The organism is Roseiconus nitratireducens (assembly GCF_008629675.1).
Lineage (GTDB): Bacteria > Planctomycetota > Planctomycetia > Pirellulales > Pirellulaceae > Stieleria > Stieleria nitratireducens.
Genome location: NZ_VWOX01000015.1, coordinates 63,297 through 78,701, shown reverse-complemented (window position 1 = coordinate 78,701; position 15,405 = coordinate 63,297). Strand labels below are relative to the sequence as shown.

Annotated in this window: 13 protein-coding genes; 8 read left to right on the top strand and 5 right to left on the bottom strand. The window is 60.4% G+C overall.

Features of this window, described 5'->3' with window-relative positions:
• The first annotated feature begins 74 nt into the window (after window positions 1-74).
• Together FYK55_RS22335 and FYK55_RS22330 are read left to right on the top strand one after the other, a co-directional pair.
• The gene (locus FYK55_RS22335; RefSeq protein WP_150078839.1) at window positions 75-707 is read left to right on the top strand and encodes a sigma-70 family RNA polymerase sigma factor; all 633 of its coding nucleotides are present in this window, start codon (window positions 75-77) and stop codon (window positions 705-707) included.
• Window positions 697-2,067, top strand: a complete 1,371-nt coding sequence (locus tag FYK55_RS22330; protein WP_161604687.1) for a hypothetical protein — start codon at window positions 697-699, stop codon at window positions 2,065-2,067. The genes FYK55_RS22335 and FYK55_RS22330 overlap by 11 nt, the downstream gene beginning before the upstream one ends.
• Before the next feature lie 157 nt (window positions 2,068-2,224).
• On the opposite strand, the gene FYK55_RS22325 is transcribed toward FYK55_RS22330, so the two are convergent.
• Complete coding sequence (locus FYK55_RS22325; RefSeq protein WP_235908900.1) at window positions 2,225-3,880, bottom strand: sulfatase family protein; 1,656 nt, start codon at window positions 3,878-3,880, stop codon at window positions 2,225-2,227.
• A gap of 291 nt (window positions 3,881-4,171) precedes the next feature.
• On the opposite strand from FYK55_RS22325, the gene FYK55_RS22320 reads away from it, so the two are divergent.
• Window positions 4,172-5,191, top strand: coding sequence for a DUF3500 domain-containing protein (locus FYK55_RS22320; RefSeq protein WP_235908899.1), 1,020 nt, complete (start codon window positions 4,172-4,174; stop codon window positions 5,189-5,191).
• 45 nt (window positions 5,192-5,236) lie between these two features.
• On the opposite strand, the gene FYK55_RS22315 is transcribed toward FYK55_RS22320, so the two are convergent.
• Together FYK55_RS22315 and FYK55_RS22310 are read right to left on the bottom strand one after the other, a co-directional pair.
• Entirely contained in the window at window positions 5,237-5,929 is a 693-nt protein-coding gene (locus tag FYK55_RS22315; RefSeq protein WP_150078836.1) for an MIP/aquaporin family protein, read from the bottom strand.
• 3 nt (window positions 5,930-5,932) lie between these two features.
• On the bottom strand, window positions 5,933-6,466 hold the full coding sequence (locus tag FYK55_RS22310) for an NUDIX hydrolase (RefSeq protein WP_315854071.1): 534 nt from the start codon (window positions 6,464-6,466) through the stop codon (window positions 5,933-5,935).
• A gap of 236 nt (window positions 6,467-6,702) precedes the next feature.
• On the opposite strand from FYK55_RS22310, the gene truB reads away from it, so the two are divergent.
• Window positions 6,703-7,617, top strand: coding sequence for a tRNA pseudouridine(55) synthase TruB (truB, locus tag FYK55_RS22305; protein WP_150078835.1), 915 nt, complete (start codon window positions 6,703-6,705; stop codon window positions 7,615-7,617).
• Window positions 7,618-7,625: 8 nt separating this feature from the next.
• Here the strand turns inward: truB and FYK55_RS22300 are convergent, their stop codons facing one another.
• Window positions 7,626-8,909 carry a cytochrome-c peroxidase gene (locus FYK55_RS22300; protein WP_150078834.1) on the bottom strand — a complete coding sequence of 428 codons (1,284 nt, stop codon included), beginning with the start codon at window positions 8,907-8,909 and terminating at the stop codon, window positions 7,626-7,628.
• A gap of 251 nt (window positions 8,910-9,160) precedes the next feature.
• On the opposite strand from FYK55_RS22300, the gene FYK55_RS22295 reads away from it, so the two are divergent.
• Window positions 9,161-9,862 carry a LuxR C-terminal-related transcriptional regulator gene (locus tag FYK55_RS22295; RefSeq protein ID WP_161604686.1) on the top strand — a complete coding sequence of 234 codons (702 nt, stop codon included), beginning with the start codon at window positions 9,161-9,163 and terminating at the stop codon, window positions 9,860-9,862.
• Window positions 9,863-10,287: 425 nt separating this feature from the next.
• Window positions 10,288-12,378 (top strand): FAD-dependent oxidoreductase, encoded by a 2,091-nt coding sequence (locus FYK55_RS22290; RefSeq protein WP_150078832.1) that lies wholly within the window; start codon window positions 10,288-10,290, stop codon window positions 12,376-12,378.
• On the opposite strand, the gene FYK55_RS22285 is transcribed toward FYK55_RS22290, so the two are convergent.
• Entirely contained in the window at window positions 12,357-13,637 is a 1,281-nt protein-coding gene (locus FYK55_RS22285) for an Hpt domain-containing protein (RefSeq protein ID WP_161604685.1), read from the bottom strand. The genes FYK55_RS22290 and FYK55_RS22285 overlap by 22 nt on opposite strands.
• Window positions 13,638-13,926: 289 nt before the next feature.
• Here FYK55_RS22285 and FYK55_RS30000 point away from each other — a divergent pair, with 289 nt between their 5' ends.
• Window positions 13,927-14,055, top strand: coding sequence for a hypothetical protein (locus tag FYK55_RS30000; protein ID WP_261344962.1), 129 nt, complete (start codon window positions 13,927-13,929; stop codon window positions 14,053-14,055).
• Window positions 14,056-14,239: 184 nt separating this feature from the next.
• Window positions 14,240-15,370: a tetratricopeptide repeat protein gene (locus FYK55_RS22280; protein ID WP_161604684.1), complete on the top strand. Its 1,131-nt coding sequence runs from the start codon at window positions 14,240-14,242 to the stop codon at window positions 15,368-15,370.
• Window positions 15,371-15,405 lie beyond the last annotated feature (35 nt).

Here is a 15,405-nt window from a genome sequence, read left to right as displayed (position 1 = left end):
CTTGGTGAGCACTTCGGTTTGCCGCCTCGCTGCCACCACACCAGTCATTTCTCTCGTCGAACGTGGTGCGTTTGATGCGTCCGTCTTCTCAATCCGATTCCCCATCATCCCAGCCGACACCCCGCGAGACCGGAGACGGGGCGGCCTCGGGGAATCAACCGGGGAAGCAAGCCAACCAGGCCTCGTTGGAAGCGATCTGGCAGAATTTCGGCAGCCAGTTGCGGAGGCGCGCCAGGACGCGTTTGCGGCAATACGGGCTGTCCGGTCAGACGGAATCGATGGACATTTGCAATGAAGTCATGGTCGATTTGGCCAAGCGGGAGGAGGCGGCATCGTTCACGGCGGATGACGTTTTGTCCTACATCCTGAGGGCGATCGACAACGAAGTCGTCGACACCTTCCGAACCCTGGCTCGGCACTGTCGCGATTTCCGTCGCAACGAGGGCACCCCGGTGGACGAGATCCGATTGCGTGGTCAGGAATCGTCGCCCAGTCAGATCGCGTTGCGACGCGAGGTGGCCGATCGCGTGCGTTCGATTCTGGGGGATTCCGATGCGTTGGCGATCGACATGATGTTAAAGAATCATGACTGGAACGAAATCGGAAGACGCTTGGGCGTCAAACCGGACACCGCTCGGATGCGAGTCCGTCGGGCGTTGGATCGCGCCCGCGAAGAAATCGGTCTGCGAGACTTCCATGATGAATGATCGTTCGCCACCGCCGGTGGTCGCCCCGCCACCGAACGCCTCGGTCGAAGACTTGATCGGCTGGCTGGAACGAACGCGACAAGTCCAGCAGGCGACCGCACTGCGCGACTTGATCGGTGACCGTTCCCTGTCACGGGACCAGTGGATCGAACTGGCCTGCGTGGACCTGATCGCGCTTCGCCGGCGAGGGTGCGATGTACGCGTGGAAGACTACTTGCAGCAATTCCCGGAGCTGGCGGTCCGCGATGATTACCGGCTGGATCTGATTGATGCTGAATTGTGTGTGCGCCGTGAAACCGCACGGGAACTGCCGCGGGACCGCTGGCAGGACCGTTTTCCGGACTTGATCGAACCCATTGGCCAACTGATGCAGTTGGGGCAACACCTGTCCGGCGGCAAGCTCTTACCCGACGAATCGCTTTCGCCGGCAGCATCATCACTTTCGCCTGGGCCAGTCTCGCTTGGCGCGGGTCCGAATCCAGATCCACACGCGGTCCTGGGCATCGATGATTTGAGCGGGGATTTCAGCGTGCATCGGGACCTGACGGTTGCCGATGCAAAGTCGGTCACCGTGCGAAACGACGAAACGGAAGACGACTCGATCGATGTCCCGATTCCGATCAAACCGCCCGCCTGGATGGTCGGGGCCCGTTGCGTCGCAACCGGCCAGGTCGAAGGGCGACGGTACTGGTTGGTCAAAGGGCGGGACGCCGATCGCGGAGACGCGGTCGCGATGAAAATCTTGCCGTTGCCGCCGACGGTCGACAAGGCTCAACGGACACAAATCCTGGATCTGTGCGAAGCGACCAGCCGAGTGCTCCATCCGGCCTGGATCGCACCTCGGATTGCGGCGATCAACAACGGTCATTTGGCCGTTGTCCGACCCTGGATCTTCGGCGGTGCGTACGTCACGCCGGAGTCGTGCGATCCAACCGATGCAGCAGCCGCCTTCGAAGATTTGTCTCGAATTGCTTTTGCCTTGGCCGCGGCGCATCGTGGCGGAGCCACGCACGGAAATGTGATCGCGGCGAATCTGATTCGCGATCATGATGGCCGCCTGAATTTGGTGGATGCGGCGTCCAGCGTGGGCGGCTGGTCTCATGATCTTGCTTGCTGGAAGCAAGACCCCTCGACATTTCTGACAACCCGGATTCGGCATGACACCGTGGGGATGTTGCGTCTTGTCGTTGCCGTTTGTATGGGTGTTTGGGAGCCGCGAACGCGCGACCAATTGCTGGAGATTGTCGGTGGGGTCGATCCGTCGGCACCGGACGGATGCGCGATCATCGGGGAGAAGTTACAGGCTTGGTCCGACGGCGTCAGCACGCAAACCAAGCGGCGCTGGTGGCAAAGCGGTTGAGCGCCGGCGAAAGACGGTCGAACGTGCCAGCGGGCATTGCTCGCTGGACAGAGTGCCACTGGACAGAGTGCCATGGGCGGCAAGGCGCCAGCCGCCGGTCGATGCGAGAAAATCCGCGGCTAGCGCCACGTGGCTCCCGCAACGTGGCGCTGTCCAGCTAGTGCGGACGACGTTCTTCCAACCACGGTTGCTGGGGAACTTTCTCTGGATGCTCCTTGGCCCATTGGGGTTCGGGGAACCATCGCAATCCGCTCACGCGCGGGTAGGTTTCCCACACGTCAGCTTCCGCCGGGCGGGTCACCCGGACGTCGCCCGTGCGTTGCAGGTAGTCCGTCAATTGTTGCGACAATTCACTTTGCACGCTGGCGGATTGCGGCTGACCGGCAAGGTTGTTCATGCAGGCCGGATCACGGGTGATGTCATAAAGTTCTTCCGCGGGACGCAATCCGGTGGCAGCATCCAACAAGCGTCCAACGTCCGGCTGGTCCTTGTGCTCGATCATCCAGCTGAGCGTGGGGCAGGCATCGATGTCGTGGTAGCCGCCGTCTTGCGGTCCCAGTCGCGATTCGACCAGTTTCCCGGCATCGTCAAAACGGGCTTGGGCGTACTTTTGCGGCGCACCGGCCGGATACCGCTCCGGGGCAAAGTTGCGAATGTACAGGTAACGTTCGCTGCGGAGGCAACGGCAGGGGTAGCCCAACGTTCGAAATCGCGATGAGGAATGACGTTCGCGTCCGCTGAAGACTGCGCGACGAAGTGGTTCGCGTTGGGCGGCCTGGGCGGTCAACGTCGTCAACAACTTCACACCGGGCATCTGCTCCGCCTGTTCCGGTGACACCTCGGCGGCTTCGAATATCAACTGCGTCACGTCGATCAGGCTGACCAGGTCGTCGACGGTTTGTTCGGCCGGAATCTTCGTTGGCCAGGCAATCGCCAGCGGCATGTGAATTCCGTACTCGTACAGGTTGGCCTTGGCGCGCGGAAACGACATTCCATTGTCGCTGGTCACGATGACCAGCGTGTTCTCCAACTCGCCCGCTTCTTGCAACGCATCCAGCATCCGCCCCAAGTGTGTGTCGAACCATTCGATTTCGTACAGGTAATCCGCCAGGTCATTCCGGACGACGGAATTGTCGGGAAGGAATCCCGGCACCGTGACTTGATCGGGGGCGATCCCATTCTCCTGACCCAACCCGGCGCCAAAGCCGCGGTGTGGCTCCGTGGCCCCGTACCAAAAACAAAAGGGCTGGTCCGCATCACGGGCTTGCAAGAAGTCTTGGAAGTTCGCGGCGTAATCGTTGGACGAAATCCCTGCAGGCGACTTCATCTTTCGTTTCGAATATGCCTCGCCGGCCGGATTGTGGGGCCAGCCGACCGCTTTCCCCGGTCCCCAACCTTTACCGGTCATGCCGACGTGGTAGCCGGCCGCTTTCAGCTGGGCGGGGTAGACCGGAAGGTCGGCGGGAAAATAGCTGGCGTGGGTACCGGCTTCACGGTTTTGCCAGATCTCGCGACCGGTCAAGAAGGCCGCCCGCATGGGACTGCATCCGGGAGCCGGGGTGAAGGCGTTGGTGAACAGGACGCCGGACTTCGCCACGCGGTCGAAGTTGGGTGTCCGAGCCGCCGGATCACCGTAGGCGGAGGCGTGTGGGTAGGACTGGTCGTCGGAAACCGCCACCAGGATGTTGGGGCGTTTCGCGTGGGCATCAGGGCTGTGCCAGAAAGTCGAGACCAGAACAGCGAGGCCCCACACAAGTAGTCCGGGACGCGGACCGTTAGGGACGTCGGTGCCAAGCTTGATGATGCCGATCACGGTGATTCTCGAATGAGCAAGGATGCCGGGGCATGGGAGGCCGCCGGTCGGCCGCCGATGCGACCGGTTGAAAGGAAGGATGTGATTATCGTGAGCGGCCGTGACGGCCGACGCAAGGGTTTCGGAGCGACAAAGTCATATCCAGGGTGAGTCCGCTGCGATGGCCGGACATGAAATCGCAGGCAATTCGCCCGCGCGGGGCACGCAACACCGACCGGATTTCGCTAAACTCTCGTTCCCTCCGAATTGGTCCCACATCCCACCTCCCTCATGAATCAAGGGTTCATCCCCATGCGTGTCTTCGCTGTCGCCGTCGTTCTGCTCGCGCTCACCGCGATCGGATTGAAAGTTTCCGACCAGCCTGGTGAACGTGCCGTGACGTTTGCCAATTCGTTTCTGGAACAGTTGGACGAGAAACAAAAGTCGGTCGCGGTGATGCCCTACGACAGCGACAAACGTGTCGATTGGCATTTCATCCCCAAGAAGACTCGCAAGGGGCTGGTGCTGCGGGAGATGAATTCTGCCCAACGCGTCGCGGCCCTGCGTTTGGTCCGGGCGGCGCTCAGCGAAGCCGGCTATGACAAGGCCAGCAACATCATGTTGCTGGAAGGCGTCTTGCGGGAACTGGAAGGCGAAGGTCGAACGTGGGAACGCGACCCGCACAAGTACTACGTGACCATTTTTGGAACTCCGGGCGACCAGGATCCCTGGGCGTTCAGTTTCGAAGGGCACCACCTGTCGTTGAATTTCAGTTTTCGCGATGGGAAGGTCGCTGACAGCACGCCCCAATTCTTTGCCGCGAACCCGGCGACCATCATGAGCGAAGTCTCCGGTCCTTTGGGCAAGGGAACCCGTGTGCTGAAGGATGAAGAGCAACTGGCTTTCGACTTGGTCCAATCTTTAGACGACCAACAACGTGAGGTGGCCGTGATCGCCGAAGAGGCTCCCGCGGAGATCCGGTTTGCCGGCGAGCCGCAGGTCCAACCCGATGAACTGGTGGGCATCGCCTACGCGGACCTGGATGAAACCGGTCAAGCGACGTTGCGAAAGCTGGTCAACGTCTACATCAATGCCGTCGCTGACAAGGTCGCCCAAGCCCGCAGGGATGCGGTCAGCGAGGACGGCTGGGACGACATCCATTTTGCCTGGGCCGGAGCCACCGAACCGGGGATCGGTCACTACTACCGAATTCGCGGCAAACGTTTCCTGATCGAATTCGTCAACACGCAGGCAGATGCGGCCGGCAATCCCGCCAACCACATCCACAGCGTTTGGCGGGATGTCAGTGGCGATTTTGATTTGCAGCCCTGATCGCGGTCGCGGCCAAGGAACTGATCGCGGTCACGTCAGGCGGCATCAATCCGACGTGTCGGAAGCGGCATCGGATGGCGGTGGGGTCGGCGACATGATGCGATACAGCAGGGCACCGGCGATGGCGCCGAAGATGGGGCCGGCGAGATAAAGCGTGAAATGATCCCACACGCCGCTGACCAGCGCGGGGCCCAGACTGCGGGCGGGATTCATCGACGCTTTGGTCAACGGTCCGGCCACCATCGCTTCCATTGCGATCGTCGCGCCGACGGCAATCGCCGCGGTGATGGATTCTTCCTTCGCGCCCGTGGAAACTCCCATCACGACCATCATCAGCGCGGCCGACATCATGAATTCGACGCCCAACCCGGCGGCATAGTGGAGATCGGTGGTCGTGGCTCCCAAGTCCGCCTGATTGATTCCGACCACTGCCCTGATGCTGGCGGCTGCCGCGATGGCACCGATGCATTGGGCGATTACGTAGGCGAAGCAATCCTTTCCCGGCAATCGACCATGGACCGTGAAGGCGATCGAAACGGCCGGGTTCATGTGGGCGCCGCTCAACTTGCCGATCGAAAAAATCATGACCATCACGACCAGCCCCCATGTCAGCGCGACGCCGACGTGAGTCAGGACGCCGGTGTCGGCATCGACCGCCATGGCTCCACAGCCGAACAGCACCAATGCATAGGTCCCGACGACTTCCGCGATGAACCTCTTGGAAAGCGATAGAGCCACCGGTTAACCCTTTTGACGGAGGTAAGCGTACAGTCCCACCAGAGTCTTTGCGTCTCGAATTTTTGCTTCGTCGATCCAGCGTGAAACCTCTGCGGGCGTCGCGATGCGGTTCACGATCGATTCGGTGGCTTCACGGTGCGGGTCGCCTTCGACCAACTCCGTTGCCAGATACAGGTGCATCAACTCGTCGCAGATCCCGGGGGCGGAATAGAATTCGTGAAGCAGTTCCAACTTGCCAGCCGAATAGCCCGTTTCTTCCACCAGTTCCCTGGCCGCGGTGGATTCCGCCGGTTCGCCGGGTTCACGAGTCCCGGCCGGCAACTCCAAGAGCGTTTCGCGGACCGTGGGCCGCACGTTTTCGATCATCACGATGCGTCCGTCCGGAAGGACCGGTAACAGGACAACGGCGCCGGGATGACGGACCACCTCCCGCTGGTAGGTTTTGCCGTCCTTGCCGATCAGCGATAGACGATGCACATTGAAGCGGGCACCACGTAGCAGCAACGGTTCGTCCGGTTCGGTTGATTCGTCCATCATGTGATTTCTTTCTCGCGTGGTGTTTGCTGTTTCGCGGCGAAGACCGTGCGTTCCCCGTGGCGCGGGTAGCTTACCATGACCGTCACGAATGAGGCGATTGCACGGAGTTCAACGTGCTGCGGCTGGACGATCAATGTGCTGCGGTTGGGCGACCACCAATCGACATTTTCCGGCTCCGCTCGGAAACCCGTTCTTCACACCGTGGTGTAAATTCCGAGGAAAAGATTCCTGTCGGCATGTTTGGATTCATCAACTGTGATAAACCGGTCGGATTCACATCACGTGATCTGGTGAATGTCGTTCAGGGGCGCCTGCGCGGGGTCGTTCAGGGGCACCCGCGCGGGCGGAAAACCAAAGTCGGCCATTGCGGAACGCTGGATCCCCTCGCCGACGGCGTCTTGCTGATTGGCGTCGGGCCAGCGGCACGACTGGTTCCGTATGTGCACCAAGTCAGCAAACAGTACATCGGGTCTTTCCGGCTGGCCGCCGAAAGTCCGACCGGCGACATGGAGGTCGAGCCGACGCTTCACCGGGATCATCCGCGGCCGAATGAACAGGCGTTGCGAGATGCCTGCGTGTCATTGACCGGTTCGATCGAGCAGACGCCTCCGGCGTATTCCGCCATCAAAATCGGCGGCCAACGTGCCTACGATTTGGCCCGTCGTGGCAAGTCGGTTCAGGTACCCACGCGGACGGTCCAGATCGATTCGTTGAACGTCGTCCGGTACGACTATCCGGAACTGACACTCGAGATCGTTTGTGGCACCGGCACCTACATCCGCACCCTGGGCATGGATCTGGCGCGAGCGGTTGGGACGACCGCAGTGATGACATCCCTGCGTCGCACCCGAATCGGTGATTTCCAATTGGAGGATTCCGTCGCCGTGGACCGTTTGCGCAACGAAGACATGGAATCGCTGCTCGTGCCGGCGATTCGAGGCGTGTCACATTTGCCGTCCATCCAGGTCGATCAGGACAACTGTCGGCGTCTCAGCCATGGTCTGTGTTTGTCGCCCGAGCATGTTCCGGGGGCGGGAGAGTTGGCTGACCCGAGTGAAGAATGCGTTGCCGTCTCGCCCAGCGGTGCGTTGAAAGCGATTCTGGTTCGCAAGTCTGGCCGGTGGTGCCCCAAAAGGGTTTTTCCGGATTGACCGAGTCGTCAGTGCGCGGCCGGTTCGAACGGGTCGGCATACATCGGGTCGGTCAACAATTGCTCGTCCGTCAGCGTGCGCAGGAACTTTGCCAACGCGACCTTGGGAACTTCCGGCAACGCCAACCCGTTGGCGGCGAAGTCCCGCAAACGTTCGTCCAAGTTCTCGTGGGGGCGCACACTCCAGTTGTAGTGTTCGATGACCTGGTCAAGAGTGTGAAACCGACCGTCATGCATGTACGGACCGGTCACGGCGATGTTGCGCAAGGTGGACGGTTTGAACTTGCCCAAATCTTGTCTGCGACCGGTTGATCGTCCGAGTCCCGGGTCACCGCCCTCGGAATCGACGCCATTGTTCCCAGGACGTTCCAACTGAAAAATGGACCACTGTTCGGTGGACGCTTCGCGATCCAAACCTCGGTAGGTGGGCAGGTGACATTCGGCACAGCGACCACGCCCGAAGAATTGTTTCTTGCCAAGGTTCTCTTCGTCCGTGAAATTCGGAAAAGGCGTTTGCGGCGAATCGACCTGGGCCAAGCCGACATCGAAGCGAGATCGAAACGACACGATCGAACGCACGAATTGAGCAAGGGCCTTGGCAATGCGATCGCGACTGACTCGATCGTCCCCGAACGCTTTGGCGAACAGCGGCGGGTAGATCGGATCTTGTTGAAGCTGATTCACCAATTTCGACAGGTTGTGTCCCATTTCGATCGGGTTCTCGATCGGCATCAAGACCTGCTGTTCAAGCGTTGCGGCACGTTCGTCCCAGAAAAACTTCCCACGCTGGTAGTACCGCAAGTTGACCAGACTCATTGAATTTCGGTCGACCTGCTGACCGTCGAATCCGATGCTTTTGTCCCGCGGTTCACTGAACGCGTTTTCCTGTCGATGGCAGGACGCGCAAGCGGTCGTTCCGTTGACGGATAGGGTCGTGTCGTAGAACAAAACTCGACCGAGCGTGGCCCCGTCGTCGGTGATCGGGTTTTCAGGCGGCGTGTTGTCCAGGTGTGCGGCGTGCGGCCGGAAGTGATCGGGTATTTCCAACCGGCTGTAGGCATACGGCCGATCCGGCAGCGACAACTGACGAGCCTGGGCGGGGGCAACATCCGCGGGGCGCGGCGATTGGGGCGCCAGATTGTCCCGGATGGCCGGCGGTACGGCTCCACAGGGCTCCGTGGGAACAACCACGCCGAGCCAGGCCAGGATCGCGGCGGCCAGCAGGGTTCGGCGAACGAACGCCGGTGGGGCGACGTTTTCGGTCGGGAATCTGGTGAACTGGGGCTGAGGCATCTGTCTCCCCCTACGACGGGGATTGCACGTGATTCTTCACAAAAACGCCACTTTTGGCTAAAAACCGACGGCCGAGAAGGCGTTTTCCTGCGGGGTCATCGACGTGGCGACGCGTCGTCTAGTGGAGCGGTTTGGTCTCCCCACACCGGCTGCTCTCTGAGGGTTGGAGAAGCTGATGTCGGAACTTGCTGTGATCGCTTCTGCGACCAGCTTGCTCATCACAATTACCTTTGATATTCGGAGACCTTGCCGTGAACCGCGAATCAACGTTGGATTTGCCCCGGGCAACCGACTTTGTCGAGCCCTACTTTTTCTTTAGCAATCGGAACGTGACGGAAGTGACGTTTGTCAGCCCGTCGGTCCGTGGCGTGCTGGGGTACGACCCCAGTGCCATCCCAGGTCTATCCTACACGCACTTTCTGTACGAAGGGGATCCACTCAACCAAGACATTCCCGAATGTCAGCGAGTCGATCTTAGCGATGGTCAGACGTTGCACGCCCTCCGCGGCGTCCGCAACAGCGACGGCGAACGAAGGATCCTGTCCGTGCACACGGTCGGTGTGGCAGAGAATCCGGGTGGACCGGTGGTGCGTCGACACAACATTGCTCGCGACGTGACCGAGAGCGTTCAAACACACATGGACCTGATGTCCCGGTTGGAAAAGCTGGAACATGAGGCCCGGCAGATGTCACGTCAGGAACGGGATGTCGCCGAACGGATTCTTCAGGGAAAGATGAACCGGGACATCGCTCGCGAATTGGACGTCTCCGATCGAACCGTGGAACGCAGACGGGCTGCCATCATGAAACATCTCAACGCCGCAACGACGTCGGAGATGGTTTCCAAACTGGTAGAACGCGAGATGTTACGGACCTGGACCTACACGGCCGGCGACGTGCAATGGCAGCAAGCCCGTAACTCCCACTTGGCCCTGCAGCCGGCCGCGATTTGAACGGCCGCCAGTAGTCCGGTCGCAAATTTCTCGGCCGCAAATTGACCGGATCGGCCGTTCCGCGCGGTTCACCACACGCGGTCCGAAATGTCTTGCGTCGACGACGCACTCAAGTTCGGATCCAGGCCCCACCTTTTCATCGCCCGCTGATCATCCTTTGCTTTCTTTCGCACCAGGGCTTTGAGAGTCTGCGCATCGCCTTTGGACGAAGCGAGTTGACCCACGGTTGAGCGTTGACAATCTTGCACTTGTCTTCGCATCCGCCACCGATCGACCACCTACCATCGCCAGAGGTTGGTCGAATCCGTCGTCCGGCCCGACAACGATGGCGGAGAGAGTGATGACGTCAACTTGTGAGATTTTGACGTTACAATGGCCGGCGTCCGCCGCGTTGTTTTCTCTCCTTCCCCACCTCGGGTTCTGCGATGCGATCTCCTCGCCTGATTCTGTTTTCCCTGCTGTCACTCACTCTGACACTTCAGCAATTACCCGCTGCGGAATCGCAGGACGCAAACTTCGATCTGGTGATCTACGGCGCCACTTCCTCCGGCGTCGCTGCGGCGGTGCAGGCGAAACGCATGGGCTTGGCCGTGGTTTTGATTGAGCCGACCGATCGTGTGGGAGGTTTGACGACCGGCGGATTGGGGCAAACGGACATCGGCAACAAATCGGCCATCGGAGGCATTTCTAGAGAGTTCTACCGGGACATCGCACGACACTACGCGCAACCGGACGCTTGGAAGTGGCAGCAGAAGGATGCCTATCGAAGCGGGGGACAGTCTCGGACCACGGCTGGTGAAGACACCATGTGGACGTTCGAGCCAAGTGCCGCTTTAGCGGTGTATCAGCGGTGGATCCTCCAGAACGATATTCGCGTGGACTACCACGAACGGCTGGACCGAAAATCCGGCGTGATGTTGACTCGCAGCCGCCCGGCGAGGATCGTTTCCATCCGGATGGAGTCGGGGAAAACGTACCGCGGAAAGATGTTCATCGACGCCACTTACGAGGGTGACCTGCTGGCCGCTGCGGGCGTCAGCTACACGGTGGGGCGTGAGGCAAATTCACAGTACGGCGAGACGCTCAACGGCGTGCAAACCGAAAGGTCGGTGCACCATCAGTTGAAACCCGGAATCGACCCCTATGTGACCCCGGGGGATCCCAGCAGCGGATTGTTGCCACACATTGATCCGCAAGGTCCCGGCGCCGAGGGCGAAGCCGATCGCCGTGTCCAGGCGTACTGCTTCCGAATGTGCCTGACCGACCACCCCGAGAATCAGATACCGTTTGCAAAGCCGGAAGGATATCAAGCCGAATGGTACGAGTTGCTGTTTCGAAATTTCGAAGCCGGAGAAACAAAGACTCCCTGGGCGAATTCGGCGATGCCCAATCGCAAGACCGACGTGAACAATAACACCGGTTTCTCGACCGACTTCATCGGCCAAAATTACGACTATCCCGAAGCAAGTTACGCCCGGCGGGAACAGATCGTTGCGAAACACCTGCAGTATCAGCGGGGGTTGATGTGGACCCTTGCCAATCATCCCCGCGTTCCCGAATCGGTTCGCAAGGAAGTTTCGCGCTGGGGATTGTGCAAGGACGAATTCACCGCCGGCGACGGTTGGCAACAGCAGTTGTACATTCGCGAAGCGCGACGCATGGTGGGGCAGTACGTGATGACCCAACACAACTGCCAGGGACGCGCCGTGGAAGATCCGATCGGTCTGGCCGCCTACACGATGGATTCGCACAACCAGCAACGATACGTCAACTCCGATGGAATGGTCCGGAATGAAGGCGATGTCCAGGTGGGCGGTTTTCCTCCCTACGGAATCAGCTATCGGTCGATCTTGCCGAAAAAAGAAGAAGTGTCCAACCTGCTGGTTCCGGTCTGCCTTTCGGCTTCCCACATCGCCTTCGGTTCGATCCGCATGGAGCCCGTGTTCATGGTGTTGGGCCAATCCGCCGCGACCGCAGCGGCGATGGCCGCGGACGCTTCCACGTCCGTCCACGAAGTCGACTACGAAAAACTGGCCGAACGACTGAGACAGGACGGTCAGGTGCTGGAACACGTGGGGCCAAAGCCCGAGCCGGGATTGGATCCCAAAGCGTTGGGCGGCGTGGTGATCGACAACGAACAGGCGACGGTCGAAGGCCCCTGGGTATCCAGCACGTCATCCCACCCGCGTGTTGGAGCGGACTATCTGCACGACAACGATGGCGGGAAAGGAGAATGCCGGGTGACGTACCGCGGGAATCTGCCCGCCGCAGGCAACTACCGGGTCTTTGTCTACTGGCCGCCGCACCCCAACCGTGCCACCAACACAACCGTCACCGTGGTCGACGGCGAAGGGAAGCGAACATCCGTTTCATTGGACCAACGGGATGCGACATCGAAGGGGCGGAAGTTGATCGGTGAGTTCCGATTCGGAACATCCGCCGTTGCGGAGATCAGCAACGGGGATTCCGACGGCTACGTGATCGCGGACGCGATTCAATTTTTGCCCGTCGACTGACGCAGACTTTCAGTCTTTGCTTGCGTTTTTGAATGGCCGTTCGGCGTGATCGGTACGACCAGTCGCTTGCGGATGTCCAGTACCGCTCCCAGCGCCCTCTGGCATGCCAGGTGGTCTTTGGCTCTGGCGGAATGCATCAGTTCGATCGCCGGTTTGGTCAGAGCTTCGTAGCCCACCGTCCCGCCGCAACCTTTCAGCCAATGGGCCTCCTGTTCCAGCGGTTCGAAGGCGCCTTGTTCGACATGGGAGAGCATCAGCATCAGCCGCCGGTCAAATTGCTCAATGAATTCGTTGACGATTTCTCGGTAGTCGTCGTCATCCAGTGGGAGCGAGCACGCAATCGGCCCGGACGTTTGGGAATCGAATTCCAATGCGGCGGCGGTACTGATTTGCTCGATCAAGTCATCGATTTGACGCAACATTTCGGTGGCGCCCCGTGTGTCCGCTCGCAGAGCCGCCCGCTCCAACGCTTCCGCCGGTGCGAACAGCGCGTCCACTCCGCTGGCTTGTCCGAGTCCGCGGAGCGAACGGGCTTCCGTCCTCAGCGATTTGAAATCCGCGTTGTCAACCGCCAGGCGAATGTCTTTCAATCGAGTGTCCAGGCTGACCATCAAATCCAACAGCAAGTGTCGGTTGGGGAGGTCGGGGGCGGCTTCGGACGTCGGTGACGCGACGCTCGGACGGTCGGCCGCGGCGTCGCCCGTGGTACGACCTTGATTGCCCGCGGAAACCGTCGCCGTCGAAGTGTCCTGCCGGCCCGCAACGGGCTCCAGGTTGTCGCGGCGGTCGCGACGCAGCAAGCCGGGAATCAGGAAAGCGAACATCAGAAAGCAGGTCGGGCACACAAACAACAGCAGCCGGTTCAAGTCGGACCACGCCGGCGGTAGCGGCGCAAACGCCAGTTGCAGCGTTCCATACGACTTTCCGTCGGCGGACAGTGTTGTCGTCAGAGCCGAACCAGGCACGTTGCGACTACGTTCCCAAACGGCCGAGTGGTTGCTCGTTTCAAAGATCTTTGCACCGTCGGGAGAGACCAGCCCGACCGATTTCAGATCCGGATGACGAGCGACCCATTCCCTGGACGCCGCGGCGAAAGCGTCGGGACGTTCCGACACCAACATCGCAGCGCCGCCGATCGCGATCGTCTTGCTAAGCTCATGTCGGTATTCATGACTTGCTCGGCGGCTTTGAGGCACCAATCCTGCCTGATGGGACACCACCAAGGTGCCGGCGACGACGACCACGAGCGGAATCGCCACGCGTATTCGAACGGGAAGTCGCTGATAAGCTCGCATGGGGGTGTGGTTTGAAGGGGCGCTTCAGACGACAAAAAAGTGATGCGGTCGGAGTGCCCCCTACGTGTTGCAGGTCGTGCGTGATTCCGGTTGCGGAATTCCGCAGGTGTTCCACTCTTCCTCCGCCGAAAGGAGCTTGAAGTGACACCACATGACCTCAATGTGTCGGTGCGAGTCGGCAAGGTGATTTGTCCAACCGCGAATAGGTTTCTTCGGTCGATACCGACGCCACCAGGACTCAGGATCGATCGAAATGCCTGAACCCCCCGCGATCGCCTGCAAACGATCGACGGATGTTGCAGTCGACCCGGTGCGGCGGATGACGTTGAATGAACGGGTTGTGCCGGATGCGCCGAACAGTCAACCGGCGCTTGCGTTGTGATCGATCGGTACCTCCAATCGGATTGCCAGAACCGTGGTGGAATCCCGGGCCGGGTGCGGTTCGGCAGGAACTCGATCGAACGGATTTTGCAAACGCGAAAGGCCAGCAAGTTGCAGCCGGATCTGGCTATACTTGGTGGATTGGGAATTGCTGGAGCACCAGCCGACGAAACCGGAGCAGACGTATGCCCGTACTGTTGGAAGGCACCGCGGTCGTGATTCGAAACGACGCCTTGGATCGGTGTTTGGAAGGTGGTGCCGCAGAGTTCTCTTCGATCGCTCCCAACGCGATGTCTTTCGGCGATGATTGTCTGTCGCAAGCCAGTTTCATGTCATCGCGTGACGCGGAGCTGTTTCTGGAGAAGCTGGTGTTGATGGGGCTCAGCCATGATGATGGCGATCCCGAAGTGGTGATCGTGGATGCTCACACGCAGTCGGTGACTCCGGAATGCGATTGGTTGCAGCTGGCCGAGTACAACGGCAACTTGATCGCCAATCTGGTCGGCAATCCTTCGGAGATGGTGGTTGCGCCCAAGTCCTGGGACCCGGAGTCGGGCCCGGAGTTGCAGCACATGTCGGCCGAGGAGGTGCAGGCGCGTTTGGAGTTCGTTCGTCGCGATGAACGCGTGGACGTTTATCGGGACAAGGAGACCGGGCAATTGCTTTACACCGCCCGGTTGCACGAAACGCCGGACGAGCTATTCAAGAACGCCGCAGAAACGATTTTGGATCACCTGCGCCACCCGGGACAGCCACCGCCCCAGCCCGAGGTGCAAGAACAAATTCGCGAGGCCATCGGGGCATTGCAGCAGCTTTCGGCGACCAACCCCGACGCCTGGCGAATCTGGTTCTTGCTTGGGAAGGGGTGGCACGCGGTCGACCGTCCCGAGCGGGCGATTGAGTCGCTACGCCGAGCCCAGGAGTTGGCGGATCCGCCGGAAACGTCGATCTTGAAAGAGCTGGCCGGTCTGTACCTGGAGGTCGGCCAAACCGACGAAGCGTGCCGCGTGGGAGAATCCTCGGTTGCGGTGCGACCGGACGACGTTGAACTGCTGGGAAACCTGGCGGTTGCCTACCTGTTGGACGGCCGCGCCGACCTTGCGGAAAAGACGATTCGGCATGCCTTGAAGATCGCCCCGGAGGATCGGACCAACGGCTTCATTGCTGCCACCATCGATGCCGTGATTGCGGGACGTCGGCCGGTTCCCACGACGCTTGCCGAGTTGGAACGGGGAGGCGTCGCAGCGTCAACCTCGACCCTCAGCTGGCGCGATCGGTGGAAGCGACTGGTGCGGCGGTTGTTGCGCCGCCGATGAGCAGTTCGGCTGGCCGAGGAGCAGACCGGCTTGTC

Coding starts and splice junctions, on each gene's coding strand:
- FYK55_RS22320 (WP_235908899.1), top strand. CDS start 4,172: ATGCGTGTCTTCGCTGTCGCCGTCGTTCTGCTCGCGCTCACCGCGATC.
- truB (WP_150078835.1), top strand. CDS start 6,703: ATGTTTGGATTCATCAACTGTGATAAACCGGTCGGATTCACATCACGT.
- FYK55_RS22310 (WP_315854071.1), bottom strand. CDS start 6,466: ATGATGGACGAATCAACCGAACCGGACGAACCGTTGCTGCTACGTGGT.
- FYK55_RS22280 (WP_161604684.1), top strand. CDS start 14,240: ATGCCCGTACTGTTGGAAGGCACCGCGGTCGTGATTCGAAACGACGCC.
- FYK55_RS22290 (WP_150078832.1), top strand. CDS start 10,288: ATGCGATCTCCTCGCCTGATTCTGTTTTCCCTGCTGTCACTCACTCTG.
- FYK55_RS22335 (WP_150078839.1), top strand. CDS start 75: ATGCGTCCGTCTTCTCAATCCGATTCCCCATCATCCCAGCCGACACCC.
- FYK55_RS22300 (WP_150078834.1), bottom strand. CDS start 8,909: ATGCCTCAGCCCCAGTTCACCAGATTCCCGACCGAAAACGTCGCCCCA.
- FYK55_RS30000 (WP_261344962.1), top strand. CDS start 13,927: ATGCCTGAACCCCCCGCGATCGCCTGCAAACGATCGACGGATGTTGCA.
- FYK55_RS22330 (WP_161604687.1), top strand. CDS start 697: ATGATGAATGATCGTTCGCCACCGCCGGTGGTCGCCCCGCCACCGAAC.